This window comes from Lapillicoccus sp., from assembly GCF_036559105.1.
In the GTDB taxonomy this organism is placed as follows: domain Bacteria; phylum Actinomycetota; class Actinomycetes; order Actinomycetales; family Dermatophilaceae; genus Lapillicoccus.
This window is the reverse complement of the sequence record NZ_DATBTV010000072.1, coordinates 1-21,199: the sequence shown is the minus strand read 5'-3', so window position 1 is coordinate 21,199 and position 21,199 is coordinate 1. Positions and strand designations below refer to the sequence as shown.

Genomic DNA, 21,199 nt, shown 5'->3' with positions numbered 1-21,199 from the left:
AAGCGCCGGGCCCGTCGGGGCCCGGCGCTTCGTTGTCGCGCTGCTACTTGAGGAAGTCCGGCACGTCGAGGTCGTCAGCGTCGTCGAACGTCACCGTGTGCGGCGGCTTCTGGAGGGGCTGGCCGGCCGGCCGGGGCCCCTCGGCCGAGGACCCACTGGTGACCCCGGCCGGCACCGGCTCCTCGCGGACCGGCTGCACCGCGGGCCGCGGCTGGGCCGGAGCCGAGTGCGAGCCGTTGGTCGACGACCCGTTGGTCGCGCCGTTGGTCGCGCCGTTGGTCGCCGCGGAGCGACCGGTCTGGATGCTGCCGAGCGCCCGGTCGTCGCCGCGCTTGACCGGACCGCCGCCGTCGAACCCGGCCGCGATGACGGTGACCCGGACCTCGTCGCCGAGGGCGTCGTCGATGACCGCGCCGAAGATGATGTTGGCCTCCGGGTGGGCCGCCTCCTGGACCAGCCGGGCCGCCTCGTTGATCTCGAACAGCCCGAGGTCGGACCCGCCGGAGATGGAGAGCAGCACCCCGTGGGCGCCGTCGATGCTGGCCTCGAGCAACGGCGAGGAGATCGCCAGCTCGGCCGCCTGGACCGCCCGGTCCTCGCCCCGCGAGGAGCCGATGCCCATGAGGGCCGAGCCCGCGCCCTGCATGACCGACTTGACGTCGGCGAAGTCGAGGTTGATCAGGCCCGGGGTGGTGATGAGGTCGGTGATGCCCTGGACACCGGAGAGCAGCACCTGGTCGGCGCTGCGGAACGCGTCCATCATCGAGACGCTCCGGTCGCTGATCGACAGCAGCCGGTCGTTCGGGATGACGATGAGGGTGTCGACCTCCTCCCGGAGACCGGCGATGCCGGACTCGGCCTGGTTCGCCCGTCGACGGCCCTCGAAGGTGAACGGCCGGGTCACGACGCCGATCGTGAGGGCGCCGAGGCCGCGGGCGATCCGCGCCACGACCGGTGCGCCGCCGGTACCGGTGCCGCCGCCCTCGCCGGCGGTGACGAAGACCATGTCGGCCCCCTTGAGGACCTCCTCGATCTCCTCGGCGTGGTCCTCGGCGGCCTTCTTGCCGACCTCGGGGTCGGCGCCGGCGCCGAGCCCACGGGTGAGCTCGCGGCCCACGTCGAGCTTGACGTCGGCGTCGCTCATCAGCAGGGCCTGGGCGTCGGTGTTGATGGCGATGAACTCGACGCCCTTGAGGCCGACCTCGATCATCCGGTTGATGGCGTTGACACCGCCGCCGCCGATGCCGACGACCTTGATGACGGCCAGGTAGTTGTGCGGGTCTGCAGCCACGAGCGTGGGCCTTCCTCAGCGAGAAATGTGTCTGATGTTGTCGAATGCGGTGTGTCGCGAAGCCTAAATGTCTACCTGATGGTTAGATCACGTACCGGTCTCACTGGTGCCCGACGGTATGCGGAAGCCCCACCCCGATCAAACAACGCGGCGGCGTGTCCTCGAGCTTCTCCGCAGATTCATGCTGCCCGAGCCCTGATCGGTGACGGACGGGGCGAATGGGGCTGGTGGGACTCGAAGTCCTCAGCCGGTCAACGGGTGATGGGCGTGTCCGGCGCGCTGACGTCGACGACCGCCGGGTTGGTCCGCAGGAGCGCCTCGAGGACGGCCAGCTTCTTGGGCCCGTCGCCGATCCCGCCCCAGACCACGCTCACCGGGCCCAGCTGGAGCGTGACCAGGTCGGCGCTGGTCACCGTGACCCCCGAGACCTGGGCGCGCCGCTCCGGCGACAACAGCTGCAAGATCGAGATGGCGGCCCGGATCCCCTCCGGGTCGGGCACGTCGGACGCAGCGTTGACCTGGGCCACCCCGGCCGGCAACGCGCTCACGACCTCGAACGGGACACCGGACGCATCTACAACCTGTAGTTGACCTTGAGGGTTCTTGATGGCCAGGACCGGGACCTTGCGCTGGACCGAGAGAACCACCGTCGACGGCCACGACCGGTTCACCGACACCGAGGCCACGGTCGGGATCTTGGCGACGCGGTCGACGGCACCGCCGGTGTCGACCCGGGCCAGCGGCGTACCGATGGGCACCGCCGCGGCGGCCACGACGACCTGCTGCTCCCCCGGGTCGCCGAGGCCGGTCACGGTCACCGACCGGGTGGCCAGCACCGAGCTGAACCCCACCAGCCAGACGAGCACGCCGAGGAGGACGACCAGACCGGCGACCACCGCCAACAGCGTCTTGGGTCGACGGCGAACGGACGCGGCGCGCCGTTCGAAGCGCACCCGGGAGAGGTCCCCACCGGACCGCCGCGCCGCGCCCCGACGCAGCCGTCCCAGCCGTCGGGCCGGCCGGGATCCATGCCCTCCGGGCCCGGCGCCGGGCCGCGGCTCCGGGGCCTCGTCGACGGCCGAGCCCGAACGGGCCGCCTCGGTGAGCCATCTGGGTCGCTCGCTCATCGCTGCTGTCCTTTCCCGTCGCGCCCCGACCGTGCGGCGCCCTCATCCACCTCGTCGACCTCGCCCCGCTCCAGCCGGTAGAGCACCTCCGGCCCGATCATCGTCACGTCACCGGCCCCCACGGTGAGGAGCAGGTCGCCGGGCCGGAGCAGTCCGGCGACCACCCCCGGCACGGCGGCCCAGGACGGCACGTAGCGCACGTCGGCGTCCGCCCGTGCCGCCCGCACGGCGTCCGCGACGAGCCGCCCGGAGACGCCCGGCTGCGGGTCCTCACGCGCGGCATACACGTCCATCACGACGACGACGTCGGCGGCGGCGAGCCCGGCGCCGAGCTCCGGGGCGAAGTCGCGCGTCCGTGAGTAGAGGTGCGGCTGGAAGACGACGACGAGCCGGCCGGACCCGGCGTCCGCGACCAGCTGGGTGGCCGTCTCGACGACGGCCGCCACCTTGCCGGGGTTGTGGGCGTAGTCGTCGACGACCTGGACCCCGGCGGCGCGACCCTTCGGCTCGAACCGCCGCCGCGTGCCGCTGAAGGACGCCAGGCCGGCCAGCACCAGTTCCGGGTCCTGGTCGAGCCCAGCGGCGGCCGCGACAAATGCGGCGGTCGCGTTGAGGACGTTGTGATGGCCGGGGACGAGCAGCCGCAGCCGGTGCTCCAGCCCGTCCATGGTCACGACGGCGGACCAGGCCAGCCCGCGGTGCACCTCACCGGACAGGCGCGCGTCGGCGTCGGCCGACTCGCCGTAGGTCAGCACCCGGATCCCCTGCGAGCGCGCGACCTCCGCCAGCGCCTTCGCCCCCTGGTCGTCGGCACACGCGACGAGGAGTCCACCCTTGACGATCGTGCCGACGAAGGCCCGGTATGCCTCCTCGACCGTCGCGAGGTCGCCGTAGAAGTCGAGGTGGTCGGCCTGCACGCTGGTGACGATCGCCACCTCGGGCCGGTAGACCAGGAACGACCCGTCACTCTCGTCGGCCTCGACGACGAACACGTCGCCGGTCCCGAGGTGCGCGTTGGTCCCGTGCTTCGCCAGCTCGCCTCCGACGGCGAAGGACGGGTCGACCCCACAGGCCTGCAGTGCGACGGTGAGCAGCGAGGTCGTCGTGGTCTTGCCGTTCGCTCCCGCGACGGCGACCCGGCGCGACCCGCCCATCGTGGCGGCGAGCGCCTGGGCGCGGTGCAGGACGGGCAGTCCCTTGGTGTGCGCGGCCCGCAGCTCGGGGTTGTCGTCACGGATGGCCGAGGAGATGACGACGGTGTCGGCGTCGTCGACGAGGCCGGCGTCGTGGCCGACGTGCACGGACGCCCCCTCGGCCGCGAGCGCGTGCAGGAGGGTCGACTCGCGGGCGTCGGAACCGCTCACCGGCACGCCCTTGGCCAGCAGGATCCGCGCGACCCCGGACATCCCGGCGCCGCCGATCGCGACGAAGTGCACTCGACCCAGGTCCTCGGCCGCGGGGACCTCGGCGAGGAAGTCGAACCGGGTCTGCGGCAGGGTCATGCCGAGCCGCCTTGTCCGCCAACAGCATCCGCCCGAGGAGCCGGACGGGACGCATACGCGCGGTGGACCATGTCGGCCAACGCGTCGTCGGCGTCGCGCTGTCCGACGGAGGCGGCAGCCGAACCCATCGCGAACAGCCGCTCGCCGTCGCCGGCGAGAGGGACGACGTTGTCGGTGATCCACTCGGGCGTGAACGCCGCGTCCTCGACGAGGAGACCACCACCGGCGGCGAGGACGTCGGCCGCGTTGAACCGCTGCTCCCCGTTGCCGATCGGGAGCGGAACGTAGACGGCGGGGAGGCCGACGGCGGTGAGCTCGCAGACGGTGTTGGCGCCCGACCGGCAGACGACGAGGTCCGCCGCGGCGTAGGCCAGCTCCATGCGGTCGGCGTAGGGCACCACGACGTAGGGCGCGCCGATGTCGGGGCGCTCCGGTTCGAACTCCTTGCCCGCGCCGGTCACGTGCAGCACCTGGAGGCCGGCCGCGCTGAGCTCGGCGGCGCGGGAGGCGAACGACGTGTTGAGCCGTTGTGCACCGAGGGAACCACCGGTGACGAGGATGGTGGGCCACTGCGGGTCCAGCCCGAACGCCGTCATCCCCTCGTCGCGTCGGGCCGCCCGGTCGAGCTGCGAGACCTCCCGGCGCAGCGGCATACCGAGCACCGAGGCGTGCGGCAGCACCGTGCCGCGGAACGTCGTGGCGACGAACGGGGTCATCCGCGCGCCCACCCGGTTGGCCAGCCCGGCGCGCGCGTTCTGCTCGTGCACGACGATCGGGATGCGGCGCTGCCGGGCCGCCAGGTAGGCGGGCGTCGACACGTAGCCACCGAACCCGACGACGACCTCGGCACCGCTCTCGTCGATCGCCTGACGCGCGGCGGCGACGGCTCCGCGCAGGGCACCCGGCAGTCGCAGCATCGCCGGGTCGGGACGACGAGGCAACGGAACCCGGGGGACGTAGCGAAGCTCGTACCCGCGCGCCGGTACGAGCCGCGCCTCCAACCCGGTCTCGGTCCCGAGGGCCGTCACGGCCACCTCGGGGTTGCGTCGGCGCAGGGCGTCGGCGAGGGCCAGCAGCGGGGAGACGTGACCGGCCGAGCCTCCACCGGCCAACAGCACCGACGAGGGCCCGGGAGCGGCGCCCATCAGCGCTTCCTGCGACTCGGCAGTACCGCGAGCGACCGGCGGACGACACCCGGACGGGCCGCGAGGATCGCGCGGGCGCCGGGTTCGTTGCGGGCGAAGGAGAGGAGCATGCCGAGAGCGAGCAGGGTGGTGACCAGCGCGGACCCGCCCGCCGACACCAGCGGCAGCGGGACGCCGATGACCGGCAGCAGCCCGATCACCGCGCCGATGTTGATGATCGCCTGCAGGAGGATCCAGGCCATGACGCCGGCCGTCGCGACGCGGACGAACTGGTCGCGCGAACGCTGGACGAGCCGGTAGCAGGCCCAACCGAGCAGGGTGAACAGGACAAGGATGACCAGCGTGCCCGGCAGCCCGAGCTCCTCGCCGATGATGGCGAAGATGAAGTCGTTGTGGGCCTCGGGGAGCCAGCTCCACTTCTCTTTGCTGGCCCCGAGACCGACGCCCCACCAGCCGCCGTCGGCCAGCGCGTACAAGCCGTGGATCGACTGGTAGCAGGTGCCGTCGGAGGTGTCGCAGTTGCCGAGCCACGAGGTGATCCGGTCCATCCGGTTCTGGTTGGTCACGACGAACCCGCTTGCGACCACGGCGAACACGGCGGCGGCGAGGACGAAGAACCGCGCCGGGACGCCGGACACGAACAGCAGGGCCGCGACGATCCCGATGAGGATCAACGCCGTCCCGAGGTCGTGGCCCATGAGCACCAGCCCGACGGTGACGAGGACGATCGGGACGAGGAACGGGACGACGACGTGCTTGAGGCGGACGAGCAGCTTCCGCTTGCGCGACAGGATCGCGGCGCCGACGAGGATGAGCCCCAGCTTGACCAGCTCGGACGGCTGGAGCTGCACGCCGGGCAGCAGGCGGACCCAGTTGCGGTTGCCGTTGACGGAGACGCCGAACGACGTGAACACCAGCACCTGCAGCGCGAGTGCGCCGAGCAGGGCGGGCAGGGCCAGCCGGCGGTACCACCGCACCGGGACGTACGCCGCGACGATCGCGCCGACGACGCCGATCGCGGCGAACTTGGCCTGGTCGAGGAACACGCTGAACGTCGAGCCGTCGTCGCGGTAGGACGTGATCATCGACGCGGACAGGACCATGACGAGGCCGATGACGACGAGGATCACCGTCGTTCCGAGCAGCACGTAGTAGGAGGTGACCGGCGACTCCAGGCGCGCGAGGAACGGCAGCGCCCGGTGCAGCAGGCCCGAGCCCTGGGCCCCGTCCGTGGATCCGCTCGAGCCGTTCGACCCGGCCTTGACCGAACGCGTCGGCGGACGGGTCGCCGTGCTCGTCATCGACGCGGGCCCTCGGCCCAGCGGCGCACTGCCGCCTCGAAGGCGTCGCCGCGAGCGCCGTAGTTGGCGAACATGTCCATCGACGCCGCGGCGGGCGCAAGCAGGACGACGTCGCCCGCAACCGCCAGCGCGGCGGCCCGGGCGACCACGTCGTCCATCACGTCGACACCCGGGCTGAAGGTCACGTCCACAGTCTCCGACGAACCGACGTCGACGACCGGGACGTCGGGCGCGTGTCGGGCCAGTGCCTCGGCGATCCGCATCCGGTCGGCACCGAGGAGGACCACTGCGCGCAGCCGGTCCCGCACCGAGGTGACCAGCTCGTCGAGCTGCGCCTCCGTCGCGCCCTTGAGCAGGCCGCCGGCGATCCACACGACGTTGTCGAACGACCGCAGGGACGCCGACGCCGCGTGCGGGTTGGTGGCCTTGGAGTCGTTGACGAACCGGATGCCGTCGACAGTCTCGACATCGGCGATGCGGTGCGGGTCGGGACGGAAGGACCGCAGCCCGTCCCGGACCGACAACGGCCCCACGCCGTATGCGCGAGCGAGCGCGGCAGCGGCCAGCGCGTTCGCGACGTAGTGGGGCGCGATGCTCGGCGCGTCGCCCTGGAGGTCGCGCAGCGTCCCGAGCTCGGCCGCCGAGTTCTGCCGGGTCTCGACGAAGGCGCGGTCGGCCAGCACGTCGTCGACGAGGCCCAGCATCGAGATCGCGGGGACCCCCAGCGTGAACCCGATCGCCCGGCAGCCCTCGACGACCTCGGCCTCCATGACCAGCTGCTCGGTCAGCGGGTCGGCGACGTTGTAGACGCACGCGATGTGGGTGTGCTGGTAGACGCGGCCCTTGGCCCGCAGGTACTCCTCGAACGAGCCGTGCCAGTCGAGGTGGTCCGGCGCGACGTTGAGGCAGGCCGACGCGACCGGCGACACCGAGCGCTGCCAGTGCAGCTGGAAGCTGGACAGCTCCACGGCGATGACGTCGAACGGCTGCGGGTGCAGCACCGCCTCGAGGATGGGCGTCCCGACGTTCCCGGCGCTGGTGGCCCGCAGGCCGGCCGCCCGCAGGATCGACGCGAGCATGTTGACCGTCGTCGTCTTGCCGTTGGTGCCCGTGACGGTGAGCCACGGCGCGGCCCCGTTCTTCGCCCGCATCCGCCAGGCCAGCTCGACCTCGCCCCACACCGGGATGCCGCGCGCGGCCGCCTCGAGGAGCATCGGCTGGTCGGGCCGCCATCCCGGAGAGGTGACGACGAGGTCGACGTCCTCGGCCGGCATACCCGCCGTGTGCTCCTCGCCCTGCCGGACGGTGACGCCGAGGATGTCGAGGATGTCGGCGCGCTCGTCGTTGGCCTGCGACTCCCCCGCGCCCTTGCCGTCGACGACGGTGACGACCGCTCCGCGCTCGGCGAGCGCGTCGGCGGCGGCGAACCCGCTGACCGCCAGTCCCGCGACGAGGACCCGCAGCCCTGACCAGTCGGCGTCGCGGTGCGTCAGACCGGGGCGCGGCTCGTAGTCGTTGGAGTCCGCCTCGTCCGGCCTGCCGGTGAGGTCGCCGTTCACGACGACCCCACCACCCACTCGGCGTAGAAGATTCCGAGTCCGAGGGCGGCGAAGAGCCCGGCGATGATCCAGAACCGGATCACGACGGTGATCTCGTTCCAGCCGACGAGCTCGAAATGATGATGGAGCGGGGCCATCCGAAGGATCCGTCTACCGGTGAGCTTGAACGACGCGACCTGGGCCATCACCGAGACGACCTCGAGGACGAAGAGGCCGGCGAGGACGACCACGAGCAGCTCGGTGCGCGTGCAGATCGCCAGCCCGGCGATGAGGCCGCCCAGCCCGAGGGACCCGGTGTCGCCCATGAAGATCTTGGCCGGCGAGGCGTTCCACCAGAGGAACCCGAAGCAGGCACCCATCCCGGCCACGGCCACGACGGCGAGGTCGAGGCTGTCACGGACCTCGTAGCACTTGATGCCCGGGTTGGTCTGGCAGTTCTGGTTCGAGGTCCAGATGCCGATGAGGACGTAGGCGCCGAGCACCATCGTCGAGACGCCGGCGGCGAGCCCGTCGAGCCCATCGGTGAGGTTCACCCCGTTGGACGTGCCCGCGATGATGATGTTCGCCCAGATGACGAACAGGAGCACCCCGCCGATGGTGCCGGCGAACGCCAGGTTGATGTGGGTGTCACGGACCAACGAGATGAACGGCGAGGCGGGAGTACGGAACTGGTCGTTGCGGAAGTTCAGGGCAAGCACCGCGAAGACGACGCCAACGGCGATCTGGCCCGCCAGCTTCTGCTTCGAGCGCAGGCCGAGGCTGCGCTGCTTCGAGATCTTCATGAAGTCGTCGACGAACCCGATGATCCCGAGCCCGGTCATGAGGAACAGGACGAGCAGGGCGCTCATCGTCGGCAGCTGCAGGGTGGCCAGGTGGGCAGCGAGGTAGGCGACCAGCACCGCCCCGAGGATGATCGCGCCGCCCATCGTGGGCGTGCCGCGCTTGGTGTGGTGCGACGTCGGACCGTCGTCGCGGATGAACTGCCCGTAGCCCCGCTTGACGAGGAAGCGGATGAACATCGGGGTCCCGAGCAGGGCCGCGACCAGAGCCACGGCTCCGGAGATGAGGACAGCCTTCACGCGGGCACCGCGATCCCGACCAGCCGGTCACCAAGCCAGCGAAGGCCGGCGTCGCGGCTGGACTTCAGCAGGACGACGTCGCCGGCGACCAGCTCCGACTGCAGGAGCGCGTATGCGGCGTCGGCATTCTCGACCCGGTGCACCTCGGTGCCGGCGCCGGCAACCGCTGCGGCGCCGTCGGCGATGGCCGCGGCGCCCGGGCCGACGACGACGAGCCGGTCGGTCCCCGACTGGGCCGCCCAGCCGCCGACCCGTTCGTGCTCGGTGCGGGTCAGGTCGCCCAGCTCGAGCATCTCGCCCAGGACCGCCCAGGTGCGGCGGGGAGCGCCCGGTCCGTGGCCGATGGCGCGCAGCGCCTCGAGCGCGGCGTGCATCGAGTCGGGGTTGGCGTTGTAGGCGTCGTTGACGACGGTCACCCCGTCCGGTCGCTCGTGGACCTCCATCCGCCAGCGGCTGGTCGGCCGGGCCCCGGACAGTGCGCTCGCCACGGCGTCGAGGTCCATGCCGCACTCACGGGCCGCGGCGACGACCGCGAGGGCGTTGCCGACCTGGTGCGCGCCGGAGACCAGAAGCCGGACCTCGGCCCGACCCGTCGCGGCCTCCACCGTGAACGCCGCGCGACCGAGGGCGTCGAGCCGGACGTCGACGGCCCGGATGTCCGCGTCGACCGACGTGCCCACCGTCACCACCCGCGCCTGCGTGCGGGAGCGCATCGTCGCGACGTTGGGGTCGTCGGCGTTGAGGACCGCGAGTCCCTCTGGCCGCAACGCCTCCACCAGCTCGCCCTTGGCCTGGGCGACCGCCTCCCGCGAGCCGAACTCCCCGACGTGTGCGACGCCGACGTTGAGGACGATCGCGACGTCCGGCGGCGCGATCGACGTCAGGTAGGCGAGGTGCCCGATCCCCCGCGCCCCCATCTCGGCGACGAGGAAACGGGTCTCGGACGTGACGCGGCACACCGTGAGGGGGACGCCGATCTCGCCGTTGAGCGAGTTCACCGGTGCGACGGTCGGTCCGGCGGTGTCGAGCACCTGAGCGAGGAGGTCCTTGGTCGACGTCTTGCCGGACGACCCGGTGACCGCGACGACCGTGAGGTCGGTCGCCCGGTCAACAACCCCGCGCGCGACCCGGCCCAAAGCGGTCTGGACGTCCTCGACCACGACCCCGGGCAGCTCCTCGAGGGCGCGACTGCTCAGGGCGGCCACCGCACCGCGGTCGCGCGCCGAACCCGCATACGCGTGCCCGTCGGCGTGCTTGCCGACCCGGGCCACATAGAGGGAGCCGGGCCCCGCCTCGCGGGAGTCCGTGACCACGGGCCCGTCGACGACGATGTCGCCGGCACGGCCGGCGTCGGGATGGAGCGAACCGCCGGTGAGCGTGGCGACATCCCGCAGGGTGATCGGGATCATTCGATCGCTTCCGGTCGGTAGACGAGGCCGTCCAAGGCTGCCCGGAGAGCGTCCCGATCGTCAAAAGCGTGCACGACGCCGCCGATCTCCTGGCCGGTCTCGTGCCCCTTCCCGAGGACGAGCACGGTGTTGTCCGCGGCGCGTCCGGTGCGCCGGGCCAGCTGCACGGCCTCGGCGATCGCCTCGCCCCGACCGGCCCGGGACCGGGCTGGAGCGGGGGTGTTGCGGACGCCGTGGTCCGGGCGGCCGCCGCCCCCAGGGCCGACACTGGCGCCCGCGAGGACCTCGGACCGGATGCCGGCCGGGTCCTCGGAGCGAGGGTTGTCGTCGGTGACGACGACGTCGTCGGCCCAGGTCCGCGCGGCAGCGCCCATGGCCCGCCGCTTCCCGCGGTCGCGGTCGCCGCCGGCACCGAGGACGACGACCAGCCGTCCCGGCGTCGACGGCCGCAGGGCGCGCAGGGCGGCCTCGACGGCGTCGGGGGTATGTGCGTAGTCGACGACGCAGCGCGGGTCGCGGTCCGTGTCGGGATGCCTGCCGGTGACGACCTCCATGCGCCCCGGCACGACCGGTTCCTGCCGGAGGGCCTCCGCGACCTGGTCGAGGGAGTGGCCGAGCTCGAGCAGGCAGACGGCGGCGAGTGCCGTGTTGACGATGTTGAAGTCACCCGGCAGATGGCACTGGAGCTCGACCCGGCCGGCGGGTCCCGAGAGGGTGAAGAGGGGCCAGTCCCGATGGCGCACGACCCAGCTCGCCTCCGATCCGAGGTGCGACCCGACCGTGACGACCGGCACGGTCGCCTCGCGGGCCAGCCGCACGCCCCACTCGTCGTCGACGCAGACGACACCCCGGCGGGAGTGCTCGGGCGTGAACAGTGACGCCTTCGCCCCGAAGTAGTCCTCCATCGTCTCGTGGAAGTCGAGGTGGTCCTGCGAGAGGTTGGTGAACAGGGCGACGTCGAAGACCGCGCCGTCGACGCGGTGCTGGGCGAGCGCGTGGCTCGAGACCTCCATGACGACGTCGGCCGCACCCGCCTCCCTCATCACGGCGAACAGGGCGTGCAGGTCGGTCGCCTCCGGAGTGGTGCGAACCGACTTGATCCGGGTCCCCCCCACCCGCGTCTCGACCGTGCCGAGGAGGCCGGTCGTCTCGCCGAGCGCGCGCAGGCCCGACTCGACCAGGTAAGCGGTCGTCGTCTTGCCGTTGGTGCCGGTGATCCCGACCAGGGTGAGGTCACGGGCGGCCTGCCCGTAGACCAGAGCGGCCACGTCGCCGAGGACGGCTCGTGGGTCGGCGACCACGAGCACGGGGACGGTGACGTCACCGGCCAGCTCGGCCCCCATCGGGTCGGTGAGCAGCGCCAGGGCGCCGGCGTCGACCGCTTGCCGGGCGAACGAGCCGCCGTGGGCGACGAAGCCCGGCAGCGCCGCATACAGGTCGCCGGGCTGCACCGTGCGCGAGTCGAGGCTCACCCCGCTGAGCCGCACCCCGTCAGGTCCTTCGCTCGTCCTCGGCTCCGCCGACTCCGACCGTGGCTCCCCTTCGCTCGTCCTCGGCCCCGCCCACCCCGACCGTGGCTCCACCTCGCTCGTCCTCGGCTCCGCTGGGTCCGGCCGTGCCTCCACGGTCGGGACAGGGGCCCCGACCAGCGCAGCGACCTCCCCCAGGGCCACCGCCGCGACCGACGTGGGGCGGGGGGACGACACGCTGGCGAGGCTACCGGGTGCGCTTCTTCTCACCGTTGAGGACCGCCGGGTCGTTGGGGTCCCAGGCCGCGTCCGCCGAGTTGAGCGGGATCACCGGTGCGGCCGAGTTGGTGGGCGGGATCTGCGCCTTCTGCAGCGCGTAGGTCATGACGTCCTTGAACACCGGAGCACCGAGCTGCCCGCCGAAGTGGCCCTGGACCGGACGCTGCAGCGTCACGGCGACGACGTACTGCGGGTCGTCCGCCGGCGCATACCCGATGAACGAGGCGGTGAAGCCGCTGTAGCCCCCCGCGGAGGCGTCGTAGCGGTCCGCCGTGCCGGTCTTGCCGGCCACCCGGTACCCGTCGATCTTGGCCTTGAGGCCGGTGCCGTGCGGGCCGACGACCTCCTCGAGCATCTGGCTGACCTTGGTCGCGGTGTCCTTGGAGACCACCCGGACGCCCTGCTGCGGCGCGGCGGGCGTCACCTTGCCGTCGGCGTCGGTGGTGCCCTCGACGAGGCTCGGCGGGATGCGGACGCCGCCGTTCGCGATGGTCTGGTAGACCCCTGCGGCCTGGATCGCGTTGAGGGAGTAGCCCTGCCCGAACAGGAGGGTGTAGCGCTGCGAACCGCTCCAGTCCTCGGGCTTCGCGAGGAGGCCCGCGGACTCACCCGGCCACCCGACGCCGGACTTCGAGCCGACGCCGAACTTGCGGAAGTAGTCGTACATCGTCTGCGGCGCGACCTTCTCGGTCGCCAGCATTGTGCCGATGTTGCTCGACATCGCGAGGGCGCCCGCGACCGTGAGGTTCAGCGTCGGGTGGTCGACGTCGTCCTTGAACGAGGTGTCGGAGCGGGGCAGCCGGTTGGGGACGATGAGCTGAGTCGTCGGCTGGACGACCTTCTCCTCGATGGCCGCCGACATCGACATGACCTTGCCGGTGGAACCCGGTTCGTAGACGTCTTGGAACGCGTGGTTCGCGAGCGCGTCAGCTCCGGTCTTGCCGACGTCCACCGGGTCGTAGGTGGGGTACGACGCCACCGCGCGCAGCTTGCCGGTCTTGACCTCCTGGACCACGACGTAGCCGGACAGGGCCTGGCTCTGCGTCACCATGTTGGCAATCTGGTTCTGGGCGTACCACTGCAGGTCGGCGTCGATGGTCAGCCGGACGTCGGAGCCGTTGACCGTCGGCTGGTCGACCTCGTCCGTCCCCGGGATGGCGGTCCCGTCCTGGGCCCGCTGGTAGACGACCTTGCCGGGCGTGCCCTTGAGGGCGCCGTCGGTCATGACCTCGACCCCGCCGCCGGCGGTGCCGTCCTTCTGGACGAACCCGACCAGGGGCGCGGTGCTCATCCCCGCGGGGTAGACGCGGCTGGTCGTCGGCTCGCTGTAGATGCCGGGGATGCCGAGGGCGGCGATCTGTCGCCAGGCGATCGGCGTGATGTCCTTGGCGATGATGCGGTACTGGTTGCCCATCAGCTGCGGCACCAACGCGTCCGGCGTCGTGCCGAGCAGCGGGGCCAGCTGCTGTGCGGCGCCCACGACGCCGACGACGCTCTTCGTGTCGTCGATCTTCCGCGAGTAGGTCGGCAGCACCTTCTGGTCGGCGTAGATCGTCTTCCGCTCGACGCTGGACGCGAGGACGACGCCGTTGCGGTCGAGGATCTGGCCGCGCAGCGCGGGCTGGACGTCGGTGACGACGCGCTTGTCGAACGCCGCCTCCTGCACGGTCGCGGCGTCGAACGCCTGCACCCGGAGCAGTTGGGCGGCGAAGACGGTGAACACGAACATGGCCGCGACGAGCATGAACCGGACGCGGCGGTGCGGGTTCGCGACGAGCGCGCCGCGACGCCGCCGCTCGGCCGGGGTCGACGGCTTCCCGGCGGCGGCCGGCTTCTTCGGTGCGGCGGCCGGCTTGCGCGCGGCGGCCGGTTTCTTCGGTGCGGTGCGCTTCCCCGCCGACGACCCGGTGCCGGGAGGCTTCGGTGGCGTCACGGGTTCACCTTCGTCACGGGGTTGGGTTCGGCGTCGGAGCGGTAGCGGGAGTGGCGGGTGTGCTGGCGGTGGCCGCCGGGTTCGGGGTGGGCGCCGGAGGCGGTGCCGGCGGTGGCGCCACCGGGCTCGTCACGACGTTAAGGCGCTGGTCGTCCTTGGCCGGCTGTGCCACGCCGATGATCGAGCCGTCGGAGATCCGGATGAAGGCCATGCTCTTGGCGGGCACCATGCCGAGCTGCTGGGCCCGGTCGGCCAGGTTGCGCGGCGAGCGCAGGTCGTCGACCACCTGGGTCAGCTGCTCCTGCTGGTCGGTGAGCGTTCCCGACTGGCCCTGAAGGGTTTTCAGCTGATAGATGCCTGATGCCAGTGCCGTGTTCATCATCAGCAGGGCGACGAGGCCGGCCGCGAGCAGCGTCATACAGATGACGGCGAACACCCCGTTGCCGGTACGCCGGATCGCGGCGGGCACCACCCGCAGTGGGGCGAGCGGGGCGGTCCGGGGCATGCTGCGCCGGCGGCTCGCGACGCGCGCGGGCGCAAGCGCTGTGGTCAGCTGGCTCTGGCTCATCCCCGATGTCCCCTCGTCGTCCGGGCGGTACTTGTCCGGGCGGTACTCGTCCGACGGACTCGTTCGGCGGCCCGTAGTCGCGCGGACGCGGCGCGCGGGTTCTCGGCGACCTCGGCCGGGCTCGGCTCCTCGGCGCCGCGGGTCAGCAGCCGCAGGTAGGCGGCGTGCTCGGGCAGCTCGACGGGCAGCCCCGGCGGGGTGCTGGACTGCGCTCCGGCGGTGAGCGCACGCTTGGTGATCCGGTCCTCCAGCGAGTGGTAGCTGAGCACGGCGATTCGCCCGCCCACGGCCAGCGCGTCGATCGCCGCGGGCAGTGCGCTCTCCCAGGCGGCGAGCTCGTGGTTGACCTCGATCCGCAGGGCCTGGAAGGTCCGCTTGGCCGGGTGCCCGCCGCTGCGCTGCGAGGCGGCGGGGACGACCGAGCGGAGCAGCTCGACGAGCCGGCCGGAGGTCGTGAACGGTTCGGTGACGCGGTCCTGGACGACGGCGCGGGCGATCGGGCGGGCGAACCGTTCCTCGCCGTACTCCCGCAGGATCCGGGTCAGGTCGTCGACGTCGTAGGTGTTGAGGACGTCGGCCGCGGTGGGGCCGTCCGCCTGGTCCATGCGCATGTCGAGGGGAGCGTCGACGCGGTAGGCGAAGCCGCGGTCCTCCTCGTCGAGCTGCAGGGACGAGACGCCGAGGTCGAAGAGGGCGGCGTCCACGGTCCTCAGCCCGAGCGACGACACGACCGTGGCGAACTCGTCGTACACCGCGTGGACCAGGGTGAGCCGGTCCGCATACGGCGCGAGGCGCTGCCCCGCCAGGTCGAGCGCCTGCTGGTCGCGGTCGATCCCGACGACGCGGGCCTGGGGGCAGCGCTCGAGGATGCCCTCGGCGTGGCCACCCATCCCCAGGGTGCCGTCGACGCACACGGACCCGGGCTCGGCGAGGGCCGGCTCGAGCAGCTCGACGACCCGGTCGCGCAGGACGGGTCGGTGCCGCTGCGCGGGTGGGGGTTTCGCCATACCGGTGCTCTCTGGTCGTGTCGGGTATGCGTCGGTGCGGGTCGGCGGCGGGGTGAGGCGGTGCTGGGGCGGTGGTGGGCGGTGGGGCGGTGGGGCTGTGGTCGGGCGGGACCTGGGGTCTGGTCCCCATCCGCTGGCGGGTTGTCTCTCCCGATGGCCCGGGACGGGGGAAGTCGTCCCGGGACGGCAGCGGCTGGAGGCCGGAGCACAGGTCCTGCCGGCAGCACGGGGCCTCAGAAGAGGCCCGGGACCACCTCCTCGGACTGGTCGGCGAACGCCTGCTCGCTGGCCTCGAGGTAGCCGGCCCAGGCCGCGCTGTCCCACACCTCGACGCGGCTGCCGGCTCCGATCACCGTGCACTCGCGGGTGAGGCCCGCGTAGGTGCGTAACGGCGGCGGGATGGTGAGCCGGCCCTGGCGGTCGGGGGTCTCGTCGTGGGCTCCGGCGAGGAAGACGCGCAGGTAGTCGCGGACCGCCTTGGACGACGTCGGTCCCTGCTGCATCTGGGTGGCGAGGCGCTCGAACTCGTCCGTCGGGTAGACGAACAGGCATCGCTCCTGACCCTTGGTCACGACGAGCCCGTCGGCCAGCCGGTCGCGGAACTTCGCGGGCAGGAAGAGCCGGCCCTTCTCGTCCAGACGCGGGGTGTGGGTACCGAGGAACAGGGGTCTGGCCACCTCCTCGCCACCTCCCCTGCTCGACCCTGCTCGACCCTGCGCCGACTCTGCTCGACCCCTGCGACGTACCGGCGGCGCCCGTCGGCTCCGCGTTTCCCCACCGTACTCCACTTTCCCCCACTTCGACAGCAAACCACCGCGAGCCACGGGCGGCTCCGCCACAACGGTGCAGGTCAGGGGCGGTGGAGCGCAGTGGAGGGCCCCGGTCTCCGGCACCCACCGCGGGACCACCCCCGCGGGGCTCGCGCGGGCCCGGCCCCGCATACCGGAGCCGAGCTGCATCACGACCGCAGCACGACCGCAGCACGACCGCAGCCCAGCCGAGCGGTGGCGAAGATTTCGGTCCTGCGGGATCCGTTGGGGAAGTGGGGCGTTGTGGGGGAAGATCTCGGGGGAACCCGGACGTGACTGTCCCGGGTCACCGATGGTGCTGAACCTGTGTGCAGAGAACCGGCGGAGGACGCGTGACCAACGTGACGGACCAGACCGACAGCGGGCCGGGAGTGGCCGCGACGCGATCCGTCGCCCACGACACCGCCTACCGCAGCACCCCTGAGGCGCTCGCCGAGGTGCGGGCCGAGGTGCGCAAGATCACCGAGGCGATGACGTCGGTCATCGAGGGCAAGCCGGACGTCGTGCGGACCGCCATCACCGTGCTCCTCGCCGAGGGACACCTGCTCATCGAGGACGTGCCGGGCGTCGGCAAGACGATGCTGGCCAAGTCACTCGCGAAGTCCATCGACTGCACCGTGCGGCGCATCCAGTTCACCCCCGACCTGCTGCCCAGCGACATCACCGGCGTCAGCGTCTTCAACCAGGACCTGCGGGACTTCGAGTTCCGGCCGGGCGCGATCTTCGCGAACGTCGTCGTGGGCGACGAGATCAACCGCGCGTCGCCCAAGACCCAGTCCGCGCTCCTGGAGAGCATGGAGGAGGGCCAGGTCACGGTCGACGGGCAGACCTACGAGCTGCACAAGCCGTTCATCGTCATGGCCACGCAGAACCCGATCGAGATGGAGGGCACCTACCCCCTCCCCGAGGCGCAGCGCGACCGGTTCATGGCGCGGATCTCGATGGGCTACCCCGCCCCGAGTGCCGAGGTCGCCATCCTCGACACCCACGGCGGTGCGTCCCCGCTGGCGACGATGCGGCCGGTCACCGACGGCGCGACCATCGCGCGGCTCATCGACATCGTCCGCGACGTCTACGCCAGCCCGGCCATCCGTCAGTACGCCGTCGACATCAGCACGGCCACCCGCTCGAGCAGCGACCTGCGGCTCGGGGCGTCACCGCGCGCCACGTTGCACCTGCTCCGGGCCTCGCGCGCGGTGGCCGCGATCGAGGGCCGCGACCACGTGCTGCCGGACGACGTCCAGGGCATCGTCATGCCGGTCCTCGCACACCGCCTCATCCTTAGCGGCGAGGCCCAGCTGGCCCGCCGCTCGGCGCAGGACGTGCTCGGGGAGATCCTCCGCCGCGTTCCCGTGGCGCCGTTCAACCGCTGACGCCGTCATGGCACGGTTGCGGGACGTCCTCACCGGACGGGGTCGGGCGTTCGTCGCCTCGGGTACGACGCTGGCCGCCGCCGGGTGGGGCCTCGGGTTCACCGACATCAGCCGGGTCGGCGTCCTGCTGCTCGTCCTGCCCATCGTCACCGGCCTGATCTCCCGCCGGCAGCGCGCGTCCCTCCGGGTCGAGCGGCACACCTCGCCGTCCCGCGTCGCGGTGGACGAGCGCGCCATCGTCACCGTGACGATGACCAACGCGGGTACTCGCCGGACGCCCCTGCTCCTCGCCGAGGAGCGGCTCAACCTCGCTCTCGGTGACCGGCCGCGGTTCCTGCTCGGCCAGCTCGGCGCGGGTGAGGTCCGGCAGGTCGAGTATGCGGTCCGCTCGCACCTGCGCGGCCGGCACCCGCTGGGTCCCCTGACGGTGGTCCTCCGTGACCCGTTCGGCCTGACCAACCGTTTCGCCGAGGTCGGCGCCACCGGCGACATCGTCGTGCTGCCTCGCATCGACCCGCTGGTGGGCGGTCGACCGCCGGGCAACGGGGTGGGCGCCGAGGGCGAGATCCCGTTCATGGTCGCCTTGCACGGCGAGGACGACCAGTCGATCCGCGAGTACCGCGACGGCGACGACCTCCGCCGGATCCACTGGCCGGCCACCGCCCGCACGGGCGACCTCATGGTCCGCCAGGAGGACCGGCCGGCCCGGCGCCGGGCGATGATCCTCCTCGACCCGCGGGCCGGCGCCCACCAGGGCCACGGCGCCTCGAGCTCGTTCGAGTGGGCCGTCTCCGCGGCCGCCTCTGTCGTCACGCACCTCGCCGGGCTCGGCTACGCCACGCACCTCGTCTGCTCGGAGACGGTCCACGACGGCCAGGCCGCCATGACCACCGACGCCGACCACGCCCTCGACCTGCTCGCCGAGGCGGAGACCGGCCCCGAGACGGAGCTCGCCGAGCTGGTCCGAGCAGCGCACCCGGTCACCGCCTCCGGAGGCTTGGTCGTGGCGGTCCTCGCCGACCGCGACGAGGAGTCGTTGCGCCAGGTCGCCTCACTGCGCCAGCCGGGAGGGAGCGGGCTCGCCGTCGTGCTCGACACGGCGACGTTCGCGGACTCGCCGCGCGGCGCGCACACCTCGTCCGGCCGCGGCGGTGGTGGTGGTGGGAAGGGTCGACCGGTGGGCCCGTCGGCAAGCGCCTACGCCGAGCTGCTTCATACCGCGGGCTGGGTGGTCGCGGTGGCCCGGCAGGGCGACGGCGTCCCCGAGGTGTGGTCCGCACTGACCACGCGAGGGGTGCTGGTCGGATGATCTCGCGCGCAGTCGACGCCCTGATCGCCGCCGCGGCCACCGTCGCGGCCGTCCTCGGCCTCACCACCCTCACCGAGAACGGCACCTGGCTGGGCCGGGCGATCTGGGCGTGCCTCGTAGTGGCGGCCGTCGGCGTACTGCTGCGCCGGCTCACCTCGTTCCGCCTCCTCGTCCTGTTCGGACAGCTGGTCGCCACCGGCTGGGCGGTCATCGCGATGTTCGCGGCCGACCAGCTCTGGTACGGCCTGCCGGGACCGGAGGCCTGGAACCGCGTGGTCGAGCTGGCCACCGACTGCGCGGCCGTGATGCAGCGCTATGCCGCGCCCATCCCCGTCACCGACGGGGTGGCGTTCGTCCTCGTCGCCGCGGTCGCCGGTCTGGCGATCCTCGTCGACTTCCTCGCGGTCACCGAGGAGATGCCCGGGGTGGCGGGCCTCCCGCTGCTCGCGGCCTTCCTCACCGCCGCGGCCAACGGCGGCTCGTCGCTCTCCCCGTGGTTCTTCGTCATCGCGGCGGCCATGTGGCTGGTCCTCGTCGCCCGGCAGGGTCGGGGCCGCGTCCAGCGCTGGTCGACCACCGTCGCCAGCCTGCGTACCCCGGCCGCGCAGACCGACGTCGAGAGCCAGGTCATGTGGGGCTTCGGCAACGTCGCCCGGCAGCTGGGCTTCGCCGCCGTCGTCGCCGCCGTTGTGCTGCCGGCGATCGTCCCGCACCTGCCGACGCGGTACCTCCTCGACGGCCTAGGCCGCAACGACGGCAGCGTCGGGCGCGAGGGTCGGGTCGGCTTCAACTCGACCGTCGACCTGGAGCGCAGCCTCCAGAGCGGCGACGACAACATCGTCATGACCTACCGCACGTCCGCGCCGACCGCTCCGCCTCTGCGGGTCGTCGTCGCCTCGAACTACGTCGGCGGCCAGTGGACGCCGCGCGCGGTCGGCGCGCCGACCCAGCAGCTCACCCAGAGCCGCGTCATCTCCGCGCAGGTGCCGGTCACCGACCGCCAGGTCGAGGTCGAGTCGAACTACCTGAGCCCGCCCAACGTCGCCTCCGTCTCGCCGGTGGTCGCGACGGACTTCGGCGGTGCCCCGTGGTACGCCGACCCCTCCACCGGCGACCTGTATGCGCGCGCCCGCCCGGACTCCTACTCGCTGACCTACCGTGAGGTCGACGCCACGTCCCAGCAGCTTCAGGCGGGCATCCCCGGTGCGTCCAACGGTCGCGGCGATACCGAGGTCCAGCTCTCGACCAACGTGGACGCCGGGATCGCGGCGCAGCTGACCGCCGTGACCGACACGGTCACCGAGGGGACGACGTCGCCCTACGCCGCGGCAGCCGCGATCCAGAAGTGGCTCCGGACCGACGGCGGCTTCAACTACTCGCTCCAGCTGCCGGAGTCGGTGCTCGACGAGAACGGCCAGCAGATCCGCGACCCGATCCTCCGGTTCCTCAAGTCCAAGACGGGCTACTGCGTCCAGTTCGCCTCGACCATGGTGATGATGGCGCGGGCCAAGGGGATTCCCGCGCGCATGGCACTCGGGTTCCTGCCCGGGACCCAGGACGAGGGCCTCTTCACCGTGCGCTCCTCCGACGCGCACGCGTGGCCCGAGCTGTACTTCCCGGGCGCCGGCTGGCTCCGGTTCGAGCCCACGCCGGCCGTGCGCACCGGCGCTGCGCCGACCTACACGATCCCGGCCGCAGCCCCCCTACCCGGGGCGACGACGGCGCCGTCGACCGACCCCGGGGCCACCGGTTCGGTGACGAGCACCGACCGCGACCCGGGAGCTCCCGAGGTCGACGGGCTGGCCACGGCCGCAACGACCTCGGTCACTGACCGCGTGCGCGAGTGGCTGGGCGAGCCGTGGCACCTGCTCCTCGTCGCGATCATTCTGGGTCTGCTCGGAAGCCTCGTCCTGCCGCTCACAGCGTTCCTCGTCAACCGGCGACGTCGTTCCAGGGCCGCCAGCCCCGGCGAGCTGGCCGAGGCGCAGTGGGACGAGCTGGTGTCCCGGCTCGGCGACCTCGGGGTGGCCCGACCCAGC

16 protein-coding genes are annotated in these 21,199 nt (G+C 72.4%); 3 read left to right on the top strand and 13 right to left on the bottom strand.

All coding sequences use genetic code 11. The features are described 5' to 3' along the window. Nucleotides 1-43: 43 nt before the first annotated feature. The 13 genes from ftsZ to mraZ all read right to left on the bottom strand — a co-directional run bounded on the left by ftsZ (nucleotide 44) and on the right by mraZ (nucleotide 16,334). A complete protein-coding gene (ftsZ, locus tag VIG79_RS09470; RefSeq protein WP_331884928.1) occupies nucleotides 44-1,291 on the bottom strand; it encodes a cell division protein FtsZ in 1,248 nt (415 codons plus the stop codon). Between the two features lie 251 nt (nucleotides 1,292-1,542). Next, nucleotides 1,543-2,418 (bottom strand): cell division protein FtsQ/DivIB, encoded by an 876-nt coding sequence (locus VIG79_RS09465; RefSeq protein ID WP_331884926.1) that lies wholly within the window; start codon nucleotides 2,416-2,418, stop codon nucleotides 1,543-1,545. Further along, nucleotides 2,415-3,920, bottom strand: coding sequence for a UDP-N-acetylmuramate--L-alanine ligase (murC, locus tag VIG79_RS09460; protein WP_331884924.1), 1,506 nt, complete (start codon nucleotides 3,918-3,920; stop codon nucleotides 2,415-2,417). Before murC ends, VIG79_RS09465 begins: the two co-directional genes overlap by 4 nt. Next, nucleotides 3,917-5,065 carry an undecaprenyldiphospho-muramoylpentapeptide beta-N-acetylglucosaminyltransferase gene (gene murG / locus VIG79_RS09455; protein ID WP_331884922.1) on the bottom strand — a complete coding sequence of 383 codons (1,149 nt, stop codon included), beginning with the start codon at nucleotides 5,063-5,065 and terminating at the stop codon, nucleotides 3,917-3,919. Before murG ends, murC begins: the two co-directional genes overlap by 4 nt. Next, nucleotides 5,065-6,366 carry a putative lipid II flippase FtsW gene (gene ftsW / locus VIG79_RS09450; protein WP_331884920.1) on the bottom strand — a complete coding sequence of 434 codons (1,302 nt, stop codon included), beginning with the start codon at nucleotides 6,364-6,366 and terminating at the stop codon, nucleotides 5,065-5,067. The genes murG and ftsW overlap by 1 nt, the downstream gene beginning before the upstream one ends. Beyond that, nucleotides 6,363-7,925: a UDP-N-acetylmuramoyl-L-alanine--D-glutamate ligase gene (gene murD / locus VIG79_RS09445; protein ID WP_331884918.1), complete on the bottom strand. Its 1,563-nt coding sequence runs from the start codon at nucleotides 7,923-7,925 to the stop codon at nucleotides 6,363-6,365. The genes ftsW and murD overlap by 4 nt, the downstream gene beginning before the upstream one ends. Continuing rightward, nucleotides 7,922-9,004: a phospho-N-acetylmuramoyl-pentapeptide-transferase gene (gene mraY, locus VIG79_RS09440; protein ID WP_331884916.1), complete on the bottom strand. Its 1,083-nt coding sequence runs from the start codon at nucleotides 9,002-9,004 to the stop codon at nucleotides 7,922-7,924. Before mraY ends, murD begins: the two co-directional genes overlap by 4 nt. Then, complete coding sequence (locus VIG79_RS09435; protein ID WP_331884914.1) at nucleotides 9,001-10,413, bottom strand: UDP-N-acetylmuramoyl-tripeptide--D-alanyl-D-alanine ligase; 1,413 nt, start codon at nucleotides 10,411-10,413, stop codon at nucleotides 9,001-9,003. The genes mraY and VIG79_RS09435 overlap by 4 nt, the downstream gene beginning before the upstream one ends. Further along, a complete protein-coding gene (locus VIG79_RS09430; RefSeq protein WP_331884912.1) occupies nucleotides 10,410-11,900 on the bottom strand; it encodes a UDP-N-acetylmuramoyl-L-alanyl-D-glutamate--2,6-diaminopimelate ligase in 1,491 nt (496 codons plus the stop codon). The genes VIG79_RS09435 and VIG79_RS09430 overlap by 4 nt, the downstream gene beginning before the upstream one ends. 229 nt (nucleotides 11,901-12,129) lie before the next feature. Further along, nucleotides 12,130-14,094 (bottom strand): penicillin-binding protein 2, encoded by a 1,965-nt coding sequence (locus VIG79_RS09425; RefSeq protein WP_331884910.1) that lies wholly within the window; start codon nucleotides 14,092-14,094, stop codon nucleotides 12,130-12,132. Nucleotides 14,095-14,107: 13 nt separating this feature from the next. Then, a complete protein-coding gene (locus tag VIG79_RS09420; protein ID WP_331884908.1) occupies nucleotides 14,108-14,662 on the bottom strand; it encodes a hypothetical protein in 555 nt (184 codons plus the stop codon). Further along, on the bottom strand, nucleotides 14,659-15,669 hold the full coding sequence (rsmH, locus tag VIG79_RS09415) for a 16S rRNA (cytosine(1402)-N(4))-methyltransferase RsmH (protein WP_331884907.1): 1,011 nt from the start codon (nucleotides 15,667-15,669) through the stop codon (nucleotides 14,659-14,661). Before rsmH ends, VIG79_RS09420 begins: the two co-directional genes overlap by 4 nt. Before the next feature lie 233 nt (nucleotides 15,670-15,902). Then, complete coding sequence (gene mraZ / locus VIG79_RS09410; protein WP_331884932.1) at nucleotides 15,903-16,334, bottom strand: division/cell wall cluster transcriptional repressor MraZ; 432 nt, start codon at nucleotides 16,332-16,334, stop codon at nucleotides 15,903-15,905. Nucleotides 16,335-16,819: 485 nt separating this feature from the next. On the opposite strand from mraZ, the gene VIG79_RS09405 reads away from it, so the two are divergent. The 3 genes from VIG79_RS09405 to VIG79_RS09395 all read left to right on the top strand — a co-directional run. Next, a complete protein-coding gene (locus VIG79_RS09405) occupies nucleotides 16,820-17,851 on the top strand; it encodes an AAA family ATPase (protein WP_414672612.1) in 1,032 nt (343 codons plus the stop codon). 7 nt (nucleotides 17,852-17,858) lie between these two features. Further along, nucleotides 17,859-19,160: a DUF58 domain-containing protein gene (locus VIG79_RS09400; RefSeq protein ID WP_331884906.1), complete on the top strand. Its 1,302-nt coding sequence runs from the start codon at nucleotides 17,859-17,861 to the stop codon at nucleotides 19,158-19,160. Next, nucleotides 19,157-21,199: DUF3488 and transglutaminase-like domain-containing protein (locus VIG79_RS09395; protein WP_331884905.1), on the top strand; the 2,043-nt coding region annotated here is incomplete at its 3' end. The genes VIG79_RS09400 and VIG79_RS09395, both read left to right, overlap by 4 nt.

What these genes read in the sequence shown, in the direction of transcription:
- VIG79_RS09465 (WP_331884926.1), bottom strand. Translation starts at nt 2,418, where the DNA reads ATGAGCGAGCGACCCAGATGGCTCACCGAGGCGGCCCGTTCGGGCTCG.
- VIG79_RS09420 (WP_331884908.1), bottom strand. Translation starts at nt 14,662, where the DNA reads ATGAGCCAGAGCCAGCTGACCACAGCGCTTGCGCCCGCGCGCGTCGCG.
- murC (WP_331884924.1), bottom strand. Translation starts at nt 3,920, where the DNA reads ATGACCCTGCCGCAGACCCGGTTCGACTTCCTCGCCGAGGTCCCCGCG.
- VIG79_RS09400 (WP_331884906.1), top strand. Translation starts at nt 17,859, where the DNA reads ATGGCACGGTTGCGGGACGTCCTCACCGGACGGGGTCGGGCGTTCGTC.
- rsmH (WP_331884907.1), bottom strand. Translation starts at nt 15,669, where the DNA reads ATGGCGAAACCCCCACCCGCGCAGCGGCACCGACCCGTCCTGCGCGAC.
- VIG79_RS09435 (WP_331884914.1), bottom strand. Translation starts at nt 10,413, where the DNA reads ATGATCCCGATCACCCTGCGGGATGTCGCCACGCTCACCGGCGGTTCG.
- murG (WP_331884922.1), bottom strand. Translation starts at nt 5,065, where the DNA reads ATGGGCGCCGCTCCCGGGCCCTCGTCGGTGCTGTTGGCCGGTGGAGGC.
- ftsW (WP_331884920.1), bottom strand. Translation starts at nt 6,366, where the DNA reads ATGACGAGCACGGCGACCCGTCCGCCGACGCGTTCGGTCAAGGCCGGG.